This is a genomic window from Vibrio sp. C8 (assembly GCF_054051265.1).
On the sequence record NZ_JBPAOE010000019.1, the window covers coordinates 1 to 14,235 of the forward strand.

Sequence of the window (14,235 nt, forward strand, 5' to 3'; positions counted from 1 at the left end):
GGTGCACTTCTACGTGGTACTAAGCGTGACGAAGTTGAACGTGGTCAAGTACTTGCTAAACCAGGTTCAATCACTCCTCACACTAAATTCGAGTCAGAAGTATACGTACTGTCTAAAGATGAAGGCGGCCGTCATACTCCGTTCTTCAAAGGCTACCGTCCACAGTTCTACTTCCGTACAACTGACGTAACTGGTGATATCTCTCTACCAGAAGGCGTAGAAATGGTAATGCCAGGCGACAACATCCAAATGATCGTTGAGCTAATTGCTCCAATCGCAATGGATGAAGGTCTACGTTTCGCGATCCGCGAAGGTGGCCGTACAGTTGGTGCTGGTGTTGTAGCTAAAATCTTTGAATAAGATTTGACGTGACACTAGTAAAAAGGGCATCATTTGATGCCCTTTTTATGCGCTGTATTAAGCATTAGCTAGTTTTTTAAACAAGTGAGTGTGAAATCAGGACTATTTGTTAAAGAATTTAGCTCTTTAACAAATAAAAAAGAGAGTGCATCGAGGTATTTTATCTTGATGTTATGGATTTGCCCTGCAGCAGCGGGGTTGTTGTCGTCTATAGTAAGACTTGTGTGACAGGTTGGTTTATGAAAGCAAATGCTGAAGCTCCTGATAGCTCAAACGCAGCAGATACATTTAAGTGGATTGTCACTTTTGTTCTGCTAGCTGCCGCTGTTGTGGGTAATTACCTGTATGGTGAATTGTCTGTAGTGATTCGCGCTGCAGGTGTAATTGTGTTAATTGCTGCTGCGCTAGGCGTTGCTGCAACAACATCAAAAGGCAAAGCCGCAATTAGTTTTGCACGTGAATCACGAATGGAAGTTCGTAAAGTTGTTTGGCCTACACGCCAAGAAACGATGCAAACGACACTAATTGTGTTAGCGGTAAGTATTGTAATGGCTCTAGTACTTTGGGGCATTGACGGAATTATGGTTCGTCTAGTGGCCTTTGCTACTGGGGTATAGAGGGTTTAATACATGAGTGAAGCTCCAAAAAAACGCTGGTATGTAGTTCAAGCCTTCTCTGGCTTTGAAGGTCGCGTAGCACAATCTCTACGTGAACATATCAAGATGCACAGCATGGAAGATCTATTCGGTGAAGTGCTTGTCCCAACTGAAGAAGTTGTTGAGATGCGCGCGGGTCAACGCCGTAAGAGTGAACGTAAATTCTTCCCTGGTTACGTGCTTGTGCAAATGATCATGAATGATGAATCTTGGCACCTAGTACGTAGCGTCCCTCGTGTAATGGGCTTCATTGGTGGCACATCTGATCGTCCAGCGCCAATTACTGATAAAGAAGCAGACGCGATTCTGAACCGTCTTGAGAAAGCGAGCGAAGCTCCACGTCCTAAGACTATGTTCGAAGCGGGTGAAGTGGTTCGTGTTAACGAAGGTCCATTTGCTGACTTTAACGGTACGGTTGAAGAAGTGGATTACGAAAAGAGCCGCCTGAAAGTGTCTGTATCGATCTTTGGTCGTGCGACACCTGTTGAGCTTGAATTTGGACAAGTTGAAAAGGTTGACTAAAAAAACACCTTTTATGCTTGTTTCGGGCGCGAATGCTAGCTATAATTTCGCGCCTTTTTACAGGTGCTAATACCATTTTTTGAGTGTTATCACTTGAGAATCAGGTTTTCTAAACCTTTAATTGGTTTTGTTACTTCGGGGAGCTGATTGTTAATTAGCGTTTGAACCCAAAATTTAGGAAATATCATGGCTAAGAAAGTTGAAGCTTATATCAAGCTGCAAGTTGCAGCGGGTATGGCTAACCCAAGTCCACCAGTTGGTCCTGCTCTAGGTCAACGTGGTGTAAACATCATGGAATTCTGTAAAGCGTTCAACGCACGTACGGAATCTATTGAGAAAGGTCTACCTACTCCAGTTGTTATCACTGTATACAGCGACCGTTCTTTCACATTCGAAACTAAGACTCCACCTGCAGCAGTTCTTCTTAAGAAAGCAGCTGGTATCAAGTCTGGTTCTGGTCGTCCAAACACTGAAAAAGTGGGTACTATCACTGACGCTCAAATCCAAGAAATCGCAGAAACTAAAGCTGCTGATATGACTGGTGCTGACATCGAAGCGATGAAACGCTCTATTGCGGGTACTGCTCGTTCAATGGGCCTAGTGGTAGAGGGTTAATATAATGGCAAAACTAACTAAGCGTATGCGTACAATCCGCGAGAAAGTGGATGTAACTAAAGAGTACGAAATCAACGAAGCAGTAGCTCTTCTTAAAGAACTAGCAACTGCAAAATTCGTAGAATCTGTTGACGTTGCTGTTAACCTAGGTATCGACGCTCGTAAATCTGACCAAAACGTACGTGGTGCAACTGTACTACCACACGGTACTGGTCGTGATATCCGTGTTGCTGTATTCACTCAAGGTGCAAACGCTGAAGCTGCTAAAGCTGCAGGTGCTGACCTAGTGGGTATGGACGACCTAGCTGACCAAGTTAAGAAAGGTGTTATGGACTTCGACGTAGTTATCGCATCTCCAGATGCAATGCGCGTTGTAGGTCAACTTGGTACCATTCTTGGTCCACGTGGTCTAATGCCTAACCCGAAAGTTGGCACTGTAACTCCTAACGTTGCTGAAGCAGTTAAGAATGCTAAAGCTGGTCAGGTTCGTTACCGTAACGACAAGAACGGTATTATCCACACTACTATTGGTAAGGTGTCTTTCGAAGCTAACCAACTACAAGAGAACTTAGAAGCTCTACTAGTTGCGCTTAAGAAAGCAAAACCATCTTCAGCGAAAGGCGTTTTCCTGAAGAAGGTAAGCATCTCTACTACTATGGGTGCTGGTGTTGCTGTTGATCAGAATACTCTGAACACTCAAGCATAATGCATTTGCTTAGGCGTAAAATTTGTGTATAATTTTGCGCCTAATATTTGTGGTTGGGGCTGAAGTCCGATTCTCTGAATCAGTATTCAGTCTCCGTCCAAGACCGTAGGCGTTATCACTTGATAACTTAATACAACCTACGTAGATGGTGCCCGAACCTGACAGAAAGATTTCATTTTTTATTTTAAAGAATGGGTTACCTTTCTTCTGGAACTGCACCTAATAATCTCTCACTGTTGTGACAATAGTGAGTGGTGTAATATCAACCAGGAGTAATCCAAGATGGCTTTAAACCTTCAAGACAAACAAGTAATTGTTGCTGAAGTCAACGAAGCGGCCAGTGGTGCACTTTCTGCAGTTGTAGCTGACTCTCGTGGTGTACAAGTTGCTGCTATGACGACTCTACGTAAACAAGCTCGTGAAGCTGGTGTTTACCTAAAAGTTGTTCGTAACACACTTGCACGTCGCGCTGTAGAAGGCACAGCTTACGAATGTCTACAAGACGTATTCGTAGGTCCAACTTTGATCGGTTTCTCTAACGAGCACCCTGGTGCTGCTGCACGTCTTTTTAAAGACTTTGCAAAAGAGAACAAAGAATTCGAGATCAAAGCTGCTGCATTCGAAGGTGTAATCACTGACGTTGAAGTACTAGCGACACTACCAACTTACGACGAAGCAATCGCACGCCTAATGATGTGCATGAAAGAAGCTTCTGCTGGTAAATTGGTTCGTACTATCGCTGCTATCCGTGATCAAAAAGAAGCGGCTTAATTGCCTTGCTTTTTACTGGTTGCAAAATAAACTTATTGTTGACTTAAAAGAGAATTGTTATGTCTATTACTAACGAGCAAATCCTAGACGCAGTTGCAGAAATGTCTGTAATGCAAGTTGTTGAACTAATCACTGCAATGGAAGAAAAATTCGGTGTTTCTGCTGCTGCTGCTGTTGTAGCTGGCGGCGCTGCTGCAGGCGAAGCTGCTGCTGAGCAAACTGAATTTGACGTAATCCTAACTGCTGCTGGTGCAAACAAAGTACAAGTAATCAAAGCAGTACGTGGCGCAACTGGCCTAGGTCTTAAAGAAGCTAAAGCTCTAGTTGACGGCGCTCCAGCTCCTCTGAAAGAAGCTGTTTCTAAAGAAGAAGCAGAAGCACTGAAGAAAGAGCTTGAAGAAGCTGGTGCAACTGTTGAAGTTAAGTAATAATTACTTAATTTCTTAGCCGTAAGGCTAATGGCTGGTGGTTTAATAACCACCGGCCTTTTTGCGCTGTAGGGTATGGGCGAATTTTCCCGCTGTTTAAGCGTCCCATATTCATGCAAAAAGCGGAAGTCGAACTGACAAACCGTCACTACAGTAAACAGCGATTTAGTCACTGTCCTAAACCTTCAAGGTGGACAGTTTGGGTCACTTATCAGCGAGCTGAGGAACCCCATGGTTTACTCTTATACCGAGAAAAAGCGCATCCGTAAGGACTTTGGTACTCGTCCACAAGTACTGGACATTCCATACCTGCTATCGATCCAGCTCGATTCGTTCGATAAATTTATCGAACAGGATCCTGAGGGACAATACGGTCTTGAAGCTGCTTTTCGTTCTGTATTTCCAATTCAGAGCTACAACGGCAATTCAGAGCTGCAATACGTTAGCTACCGTCTTGGTGAGCCAGTTTTTGACGTTAAAGAATGTCAAATCCGTGGTGTAACTTATTCAAAACCACTGCGCGTAAAATTACGCCTTGTGATTTTTGATAAAGACGCGCCAGCAGGTACTGTCAAAGATATTAAAGAACAAGAAGTCTACATGGGTGAAATTCCACTCATGACAGATAATGGTACCTTTGTAATTAATGGTACTGAGAGGGTTATCGTATCCCAGCTGCACAGAAGCCCAGGCGTATTCTTCGACAGCGATAAGGGTAAGACCCACTCTTCAGGTAAAGTTCTATACAACGCACGTATCATTCCTTACCGTGGTTCATGGTTGGATTTCGAATTCGATCCAAAGGATAACCTATACGTACGTATTGACCGTCGTCGTAAACTACCTGCATCGATCATTCTTCGTGCACTAGGTAAGACGACTGAAGAGATCCTTGATATCTTCTTCGAAAAAGTGAACTTCGAAGTAAAAGACCAAACTCTAATGATGGAGTTGGTGCCTGAACGTCTTCGTGGTGAAACGGCTACGTTTGACATCGAAGCTGATGGCAAGGTCTATGTAGAGAAAGGTCGTCGCGTTACTGCTCGTCACATCCGTCAACTTGAAAAAGATGGCGTTGAATTCATTGAAGTACCAGTTGAATACACAGTTGGTAAAGTATCTTCTAAAGATTACATCAATGAAGCGACTGGCGAAGTTATCATCGCGGCTAACCAAGAAATTAGCCTAGAAGCACTAGCGAACTTATCTCAAGCGGGATACAAAAAACTAGAAGTTCTATTTACGAACGATCTAGACCACGGCCCATTCATGTCTGACACCGTTCGTGTGGACAGTACAACTGACCGTATTTCTGCGCTTGTTGAAATTTACCGCATGATGCGCCCTGGCGAGCCGCCAACGAAAGAAGCGGCTGAAACGCTATTTAATAGCCTATTCTTCTCTGAAGAACGTTACGATCTATCAACGGTAGGTCGTATGAAGTTCAACAGCTCAATCGGTCGTGAAGACGCTGGTGAGCAGGGCACTCTTGATGAAACTGATATCATCGAAGTGATGAAGAAGCTTATCGCGATCCGTAACGGTATTGGCGAAGTGGACGATATCGACCACCTTGGCAACCGTCGTATCCGTAGCGTAGGCGAAATGGCAGAAAACCAATTCCGTGTTGGTCTTGTACGTGTTGAACGCGCAGTTAAAGAGCGTCTAAGCCTAGGCGATCTAGACAACGTGATGCCACAAGATCTGATCAACGCGAAACCGATTTCTGCTGCTGTAAAAGAATTCTTTGGTTCTTCACAGCTTTCACAATTTATGGACCAAAACAACCCGCTTTCAGAAGTTACGCACAAACGTCGTATTTCTGCATTGGGTCCTGGTGGTCTGACTCGTGAACGTGCTGGCTTCGAAGTACGTGACGTACACGTAACTCACTACGGTCGTCTATGTCCTATCGAAACGCCTGAAGGTCCAAACATCGGTTTGATCAACTCTCTATCTGCGTTTGCACGTTGTAACGAGTACGGTTTCCTAGAAACTCCGTACCGTCGTGTAGTAGATGGTGTTGTTACTGATGAAGTTGATTACCTATCAGCTATCGAGGAAGGTCAATTCGTTATCGCTCAGGCGAACGCGAAGCTGACAGAAGAAAGCACTTTTGCTGACGAACTGATCACTGCTCGTCAAAAAGGTGAATCTGGTCTTCACCCTCGTGAACACGTCGACTACATGGACGTTGCTACAAACCAAGTAGTATCTATCGCAGCTTCGCTTATCCCGTTCCTAGAACACGATGACGCGAACCGTGCATTGATGGGTGCGAACATGCAACGTCAGGCAGTTCCAACTCTAAGAGCAGACAAGCCTCTAGTTGGTACTGGTATTGAACGTAACGTAGCTGTTGACTCAGGTGTAACTGCTGTTGCTAAACGTGGTGGTGTTGTTCAGTCTGTGGACGCATCTCGTATCGTTGTTAAGGTTAATGAAGAAGAGTTGGTACCAGGTGAAGCGGGTATCGATATCTACAATCTAACTAAGTACACACGTTCAAACCAAAACACATGTATCAACCAGCGTCCTTGTGTGATGCCAGGTGAACTTGTTGCTCGTGGTGACGTAGTTGCAGATGGTCCTTCAACTGACCTAGGCGAATTGGCTCTTGGCCAAAACATGCGTATCGCATTTATGCCTTGGAATGGTTACAACTTCGAAGACTCGATCTTAGTTTCTGAGCGTGTTGTTCAAGAAGACCGCTTTACCACTATCCACATTCAAGAACTTTCTTGTGTGGCTCGTGATACTAAGCTTGGTGCTGAAGAGATCACTGCTGATATTCCAAACGTAGGTGAAGCTGCTCTATCTAAATTGGATGAGTCAGGTATCGTTTACATTGGTGCAGAAGTTAAGGGTGGTGACATCCTAGTTGGTAAAGTAACACCTAAAGGTGAAACTCAGCTAACTCCAGAAGAGAAGCTACTACGTGCTATCTTCGGTGAAAAAGCTTCTGACGTTAAAGATACTTCACTACGTGTGCCTAACTCTGTTGCAGGTACGGTTATCGATGTACAAGTCTTCACTCGCGATGGCGTAGAGAAAGACAAGCGTGCACTTGAAATCGAACAAATGCAGCTGAAAGAAGCGAAGAAAGACCTGACAGAAGAGTTCCAAATTCTTGAAGGCGGTCTATTTGCACGTGTTCGTTCACTGCTACTTACTGCAGGCTACAGCCAAGCAAAAGTTGAATCTATCGACCGTAAGCAGTTGCTAGAACAAACGCTAGAAGACGACGATCTACAAACTCAGCTAGAACAGCTAGCAGAGCAGTACGACGAACTGAAAGCTGACTTCGATAAGAAATTTGAAGCTAAGCGTCGCAAGATCACTCAAGGCGATGATCTAGCACCAGGCGTATTGAAGATCGTTAAAGTTTACCTAGCGGTGAAACGTCGTATCCAACCGGGTGATAAGATGGCGGGTCGTCACGGTAACAAGGGTGTAATCTCTAAGATTAACCCTGTTGAAGACATGCCTTACGATGAAACTGGTCAGCCAGTAGATATCGTACTTAACCCACTGGGTGTACCTTCGCGTATGAACATCGGTCAGATCCTAGAAGTTCACTTAGGTCTGGCGGCTAAAGGTATTGGTGACAAGATCAACCAAATGATTAAGGAACAGCAAGAGCTTGCGAAGCTGCGCGAATTCCTACAGAAGGTTTACGATCTTGGTGAAACTCGTCAGAGCGTCGACATTGCTTCTATGAGCGATGAAGAAGTACGCGTACTGGCTGGTAACTTACGCAACGGTCTACCGATTGCGACACCAGTATTTGATGGCGCGAACGAAGCTTCAATCAAAGAACTATTGTCACTAGCAGACCTTCCAACGTCTGGTCAGTTGACACTGTTCGATGGTCGTACAGGTGATGCGTTTGAGCGTCCTGTAACTGTTGGTTACATGTACATGCTGAAACTGAACCACCTAGTTGATGACAAGATGCATGCTCGTTCTACGGGTTCTTACAGCCTTGTTACTCAGCAACCACTTGGTGGTAAAGCTCAGTTCGGTGGTCAGCGTTTCGGTGAGATGGAAGTATGGGCACTTGAAGCTTATGGTGCTGCTTACACGCTACAAGAAATGCTAACAGTTAAGTCGGATGACGTTAACGGCCGTACTAAGATGTATAAGAACATCGTAGATGGCAACCACAGCATGGAACCTGGCATGCCTGAATCGTTCAACGTATTGTTGAAAGAGATTCGCTCGCTAGGTATCAACATTGAGCTAGAAGACGAAGAGTAATTCGTTTCTCGTCAGAGAAATGTGATTATCTGGTAGAAAGCAGCTGGCGTTTGGCTGGCTGCTTTTAACTCCTTACAGGAGCTGATTGTGAAAGACTTATTAAACTTTCTAAAAGCACAGCATAAGACCGAAGAATTTGATGCAATCAAAATCGGTCTGTCTTCACCAGACATGATTCGTTCATGGTCTTTTGGTGAAGTTAAAAAACCTGAGACGATTAACTATCGTACGTTCAAACCTGAACGTGATGGTCTGTTTTGTGCGCGTATTTTTGGCCCAGTAAAAGACTACGAATGTCTTTGTGGTAAATATAAGCGTCTAAAACACCGTGGTGTTATCTGTGAGAAGTGTGGCGTTGAAGTTACACAAACTAAAGTTCGTCGTGACCGTATGGGCCACATCGAGCTTGCATCTCCAGTTGCTCACATCTGGTTCCTAAAATCTCTACCATCTCGTATCGGTCTATTAATGGATATGCCGCTACGCGATATCGAGCGCGTTCTTTACTTCGAAATGTACGTAGTAACAGAACCAGGCATGACTGATCTTGAAAAAGGTCAAATGCTGACTGAGGAAGAGTACCTAGACCGCCTAGAAGAGTGGGGTGATGAATTCTCCGCTAAGATGGGTGCTGAAGCGATCAAAGATCTATTAAGCTCAATGGACCTTCATGCAGAAATCGAACAGATGCGTGAAGAGCTAGATACGACTAACTCAGAAACTAAGCGTAAGAAAGTAACGAAGCGTTTGAAGCTAGTTGAAGCATTCGTAAGTTCAGGTAACAAACCTGAGTGGATGATTCTGACTGTACTTCCAGTGCTTCCGCCAGATCTACGTCCTCTAGTACCACTAGATGGCGGTCGCTTTGCGACTTCTGATCTGAACGATCTATACCGTCGTGTTATTAACCGTAACAACCGTTTGAAACGTCTTCTTGAGCTAGCTGCTCCGGACATCATCGTACGCAACGAAAAACGTATGCTACAAGAGTCTGTTGATGCGCTTCTAGACAACGGTCGTCGCGGTCGCGCGATCACAGGTTCGAACAAGCGTCCTCTGAAATCTCTTGCTGATATGATCAAGGGTAAACAAGGTCGTTTCCGTCAGAACCTTCTAGGTAAACGTGTAGACTACTCTGGCCGTTCTGTAATCACAGTAGGTCCATACCTTCGTCTGCACCAGTGTGGTCTTCCTAAGAAGATGGCACTAGAGCTATTCAAACCATTTATCTACAGCAAGCTAGAGACTCGTGGTCTTGCGACTACAATCAAAGCGGCTAAGAAAATGGTAGAGCGTGAAGAAGCTGTTGTATGGGATATCTTGGATGAAGTCATCCGTGAACACCCAGTGCTACTTAACCGTGCACCAACACTTCACCGTCTAGGTATTCAGGCATTTGAACCTGTACTTATCGAAGGTAAAGCGATTCAGCTACACCCACTAGTGTGTGCGGCGTATAACGCGGACTTCGATGGTGACCAAATGGCGGTACACGTGCCTCTAACTTTAGAAGCACAGCTAGAAGCTCGAACTCTGATGATGTCGACAAACAACATTCTGTCACCAGCATCAGGTGATCCGATCATCGTACCTTCTCAGGACGTTGTATTGGGTCTGTACTACATGACTCGTGAGAAGATCAACGCGAAAGGTGAAGGCATGTACCTTGCTGGCCCAGAAGAGGCTGAAAAGGCATACCGCACTAAGAGCGCTGAGCTACACGCACGCGTTAAAGTACGTATTACAGAAACCGTTGTTGACGAAGATGGTAACAGCACAACAGAAACTAAGATGGTAGACACTACTGTCGGTCGTGCAATGTTGTGGCAAATCGTACCGTCAGGTCTTCCTTACAGCATCGTTAACCAAAAGCTAGGTAAGAAACAAATTTCTAACCTACTTAACGAGGCATACCGTAAGCTAGGTCTGAAAGATACTGTAATCTTCGCTGACCAAATCATGTACGCTGGTTTTGCTTACGCGGCACTTTCAGGTGTATCTGTTGGTATCGACGATATGGTTGTACCGCCAGCGAAATACACTGAAATCGCAGAAGCGGAAGAAGAAGTACGCGAAATTCAAGAACAGTTCCAATCTGGTCTTGTAACTGCGGGCGAACGCTACAACAAAGTGATCGATATTTGGGCATCGACCAACGATCGCGTAGCAAAAGCGATGATGGAGAACCTTTCATCTGAAGTGGTTATTAACCGTGACGGTGAAGAAGAGAAGCAAGAGTCATTCAACAGCATCTATATGATGGCTGACTCAGGTGCTCGTGGTTCTGCAGCTCAGATTCGTCAGTTAGCTGGTATGCGTGGTCTTATGGCTCGTCCAGATGGTTCAATCATCGAGACGCCAATCACTGCGAACTTTAAAGAAGGTCTAAACGTACTTCAGTACTTTATCTCAACGCACGGTGCTCGTAAGGGTCTTGCGGATACAGCATTGAAGACAGCGAACTCTGGTTACCTAACACGTCGTCTAGTAGACGTTGCTCAAGACGTAGTAGTTTATGAGCACGACTGTGGCACCCACGAGGGTGTAGACATGATGCCTCACATCGAGGGTGGTGACGTTAAAGTTCCGCTAACTGAACTAGCACTAGGTCGTGTGGTTGCTGAAGATATTCTGAAACCAGGTACAGAAGAAGTGCTTGTTCCTCGTAACACGCTTCTTGATGAGAAATGGTGTCAGATTCTAAACGACAACTCTGTTGACCGTATTAAAGTACGTTCAGTAGTAACCTGTGACGCAGACTTCGGTTGTTGTGCACTATGTTACGGTCGTGATCTAGCTCGTGGTCACCTAGTGAACCAAGGTGAAGCAGTAGGTGTTATCGCTGCTCAGTCTATCGGTGAACCGGGTACACAGTTAACGATGCGTACGTTCCACATCGGTGGTGCGGCATCTACGGCAGCAGCAGAGAACAGCATTCAAGCGAAGAACACAGGTTCTGTTAAGCTACACAATGCTAAATTCGTAATTAACAAAGATAAGAAGCTAGTGATCACTTCTCGTGCATCTGAGCTAACTATCATTGACGAATTTGGTCGTACCAAAGAGAAGCACAAACTTCCTTACGGTTCATTGCTAAGCAAAGCAGATAACGACGCAGTTGAAGCTGGTGAAGTTGTTGCTAACTGGGAAGCGCACACATTGCCAATCATCACTGAAGTGGCAGGTCGCATCCAGTTCGTAGACATGATCGATGGCGTAACTGTTTCTCGTCAAACTGATGATCTAACAGGTCTGTCTTCAAGCGAAGTAACGGATGCAGCGGCTCGTCCAGCAGCAGGTAAAGATATGCGTCCAGCTATCAAACTTGTGGATGAGAAAGGTAACGATGTAATGATTCCTGGTACTGATATGCCAGCTCAATACTTCTTACCTGGTAAAGCGATCGTGAACATCGAAGATGGCGCTGAAGTGAATGTGGGTGATACTCTTGCTCGTATTCCTCAGAAATCTGGCGGTAACCGAGACATCACGGGTGGTCTACCTCGCGTAGCAGACCTATTTGAAGCTCGTAAGCCGAAAGAGCCTGCAATCCTTGCTGAGTACACAGGTACTGTGTCGTTCGGTAAAGAAACTAAGGGTAAACGTCGTCTAGTCATCACTCGCGACAGCGGTGAAGTTTACGAAGAGATGATTCCTAAGCATCGTCAGTTGAACGTGTTTGAAGGTGAGCGTATCGAACGTGGTGACGTGATCGCAGATGGTCCAGAGTCTCCACATGACATCCTACGTCTACGTGGTATTCACGCTGTGACTTCTTACATTGCTAACGAAGTTCAGGAAGTTTACCGTCTGCAAGGTGTTAAGATTAACGATAAGCACATCGAAACCATCGTTCGTCAGATGCTACGTAAGTGTACAATTACTTTCGCAGGTGACTCTGAGTTCCTACCTGGTGAGCAAGTTGAATACTCACAAGTTAAGATTGCGAACCGTGCTCTAGAAGCAGAAGGCAAAGAGCCTGCACGTTTTGAACGTGAACTTCTAGGTATCACGAAGGCGTCTCTAGCAACAGAATCGTTCATCTCTGCGGCATCGTTCCAAGAAACGACGCGCGTACTGACTGAAGCTGCGGTATCTGGTAAGCGTGATGACCTACGTGGTCTGAAAGAGAACGTTATCGTTGGTCGTTTGATTCCTGCTGGTACTGGTTTTGCGTACCACCAAGAGCGTCAATCTAAGCGTGAAGCTCAGAAAGAAGGCCCTTCAGCAGAGCAAGCTACGGATAACCTAGCTGCACTATTGAATGCAGGCTTCTCTTCAGAAGAGTAATCGCACTATCGATATGAAAAAAGGCACCGAAAGGTGCCTTTTTTATTGGAAAAGATTTGTAATCAAATAAAGCGGTTAGCTACTGAATCTAAGTTAACTTATGCGCCTGGTGGAATCGACAGGCTATCAATGATGAGCTGGATCAGATGATCTTCCAACTCAAATCGGGATTCTAAAATTTGCCCAACTTTAGATAAATCTTCATCGAAAGTTTCCAACTCATCTTCTTCACTTACAGCAGCATACTTATCGGTAAAGTTCAGTAGAGGATCGGTGGTTAAGACGATCTCTGAATAAGCTCGATTGATCTCGTCAGTGGCTTTAAAACCAGTTGATTGCCATTTATTCATCACCATGTCGTAGACCTTAAAATGGCCTTCAGAAATATAGTCGACGATTTCCTGACAGAAATACTGAAGTTCTTGAGGTGAAGGGAGTTCCGAAACCGAGACTTTAGAAGCACAAGGTTGAAGTGCAGCAATTTTGCAATATTCAACAACTACATGCTGTCTCTTTTCTAACCAATGATCGATAACGTCACTGGCTCCGCCCCATTGCTCTTGTGTTTGTTTGAATTTTTTTAGCATGGCCAGGCCCTCAAGATAGAGCTATCGTAGGATAGACTGTCCTTTGCACATTTCGCTGTATGAGTAGGATACAGCCTGTTGTTTTCACGAGAGTTTATGTGTGGTAAACAAATAGAGACAAACTCTGGTATGAAATTAGATTGCCAGTAAAATGAACGAACTGCAAGCAACAGGAGTTTGTATGTTAAAAAATAGTGACCTCAAATCAGCTTATTGGTGTGTTGTTTCAGGAAGTGAACTTTGGACCATTGACGGAGCCGTGCCATTCGGAACGGCAAAGGATCTTGAACTGCCGACCGAAACTGCAATCGAAGTTGAACAATACAAAGGACATCCGGTTTATTGGCTGAATCACGCCGATCTTGATAAAGACTTTGAGATGACCTCTTTGCGCGAATTATTGGTTGTCGATGAAGCATTATTTCTCGCCGCAAGCCGAGCCGTTCAGTATGGACACATGAGCCAAACGCTACGCTTTTGCCCACAGTGTGGTGGACGCACCCATCTCAACCATCGTGATCTGGCAATGCAATGTCAGGACTGCCGAACTCTTCATTATCCTCGCATTTTCCCATGCATCATTGTTGCGGTGCGAAAAGAGAATCAGATTCTTCTGGCACAGCATCCTCGTCATCAAACGGGTATGTATACGGTGATTGCTGGATTCTTGGAAGTCGGGGAGACCTTAGAACAGTGTGTGGCTCGCGAGGTGTTGGAAGAAACGGGTATTAGCGTTAAGAACATCCGATACTTTGGTAGCCAACCTTGGGCTTTTCCTTCCAGTATGATGATGGCATTTTTGGCTGATTTCGCTGGTGGTGATATTCGCCCTGATTATTCAGAGTTGAGTGACGCTCAATGGTTTATACCAAGTGAGATGCCGCTGGTCGCACCAAAAGGTACGATTGCCAGAGCACTAATAGAACACACGGTTAATGCCATCAAAGATGAGTATTCAACGTCGATATAATTAAAAGGTGAGATAAAACAGGCAAAAAAAACCCTCCGGTGAGGGAGGGGGTAAGTAAGATGTCGTTATG

General features: G+C 45.0%; 11 protein-coding genes. 10 read left to right on the forward strand and 1 reads right to left on the reverse strand.

The window, feature by feature from the left end; genetic code table 11:
- The 9 genes from ACRQQK_RS10945 to rpoC form a co-directional block, all read left to right on the forward strand.
- Positions 1 to 360: EF-Tu C-terminal domain-related protein (locus ACRQQK_RS10945; RefSeq protein ID WP_457511399.1), on the forward strand; the 360-nt coding region annotated here is incomplete at its 5' end.
- 239 nt (positions 361 to 599) lie between these two features.
- A complete protein-coding gene (gene secE, locus ACRQQK_RS10950) occupies positions 600 to 977 on the forward strand; it encodes a preprotein translocase subunit SecE (RefSeq protein ID WP_042490180.1) in 378 nt (125 codons plus the stop codon).
- A gap of 12 nt (positions 978 to 989) precedes the next feature.
- Positions 990 to 1,538, forward strand: a complete 549-nt coding sequence (nusG, locus tag ACRQQK_RS10955) for a transcription termination/antitermination protein NusG (RefSeq protein WP_042490183.1) — start codon at positions 990 to 992, stop codon at positions 1,536 to 1,538.
- Between the two features lie 186 nt (positions 1,539 to 1,724).
- Positions 1,725 to 2,153 carry a 50S ribosomal protein L11 gene (gene rplK, locus ACRQQK_RS10960; RefSeq protein ID WP_042490185.1) on the forward strand — a complete coding sequence of 143 codons (429 nt, stop codon included), beginning with the start codon at positions 1,725 to 1,727 and terminating at the stop codon, positions 2,151 to 2,153.
- A gap of 4 nt (positions 2,154 to 2,157) precedes the next feature.
- Entirely contained in the window at positions 2,158 to 2,859 is a 702-nt protein-coding gene (gene rplA / locus ACRQQK_RS10965; protein ID WP_457511400.1) for a 50S ribosomal protein L1, read from the forward strand.
- A gap of 282 nt (positions 2,860 to 3,141) precedes the next feature.
- Positions 3,142 to 3,630 carry a 50S ribosomal protein L10 gene (rplJ, locus tag ACRQQK_RS10970; RefSeq protein WP_457511401.1) on the forward strand — a complete coding sequence of 163 codons (489 nt, stop codon included), beginning with the start codon at positions 3,142 to 3,144 and terminating at the stop codon, positions 3,628 to 3,630.
- A 59-nt stretch (positions 3,631 to 3,689) separates the two neighbouring features.
- Complete coding sequence (gene rplL, locus ACRQQK_RS10975; RefSeq protein ID WP_457511402.1) at positions 3,690 to 4,058, forward strand: 50S ribosomal protein L7/L12; 369 nt, start codon at positions 3,690 to 3,692, stop codon at positions 4,056 to 4,058.
- A 231-nt stretch (positions 4,059 to 4,289) separates the two neighbouring features.
- On the forward strand, positions 4,290 to 8,318 hold the full coding sequence (gene rpoB, locus ACRQQK_RS10980) for a DNA-directed RNA polymerase subunit beta (protein WP_457511403.1): 4,029 nt from the start codon (positions 4,290 to 4,292) through the stop codon (positions 8,316 to 8,318).
- A gap of 87 nt (positions 8,319 to 8,405) precedes the next feature.
- Complete coding sequence (gene rpoC / locus ACRQQK_RS10985) at positions 8,406 to 12,608, forward strand: DNA-directed RNA polymerase subunit beta' (protein ID WP_457511404.1); 4,203 nt, start codon at positions 8,406 to 8,408, stop codon at positions 12,606 to 12,608.
- Between the two features lie 98 nt (positions 12,609 to 12,706).
- Here the strand turns inward: rpoC and rsd are convergent, their stop codons facing one another.
- Entirely contained in the window at positions 12,707 to 13,195 is a 489-nt protein-coding gene (gene rsd, locus ACRQQK_RS10990; protein ID WP_457511405.1) for a sigma D regulator, read from the reverse strand.
- 151 nt (positions 13,196 to 13,346) lie between these two features.
- On the opposite strand from rsd, the gene nudC reads away from it, so the two are divergent.
- Positions 13,347 to 14,165 (forward strand): NAD(+) diphosphatase, encoded by an 819-nt coding sequence (nudC, locus tag ACRQQK_RS10995; protein WP_457511406.1) that lies wholly within the window; start codon positions 13,347 to 13,349, stop codon positions 14,163 to 14,165.
- Positions 14,166 to 14,235: the final 70 nt, after the last annotated feature.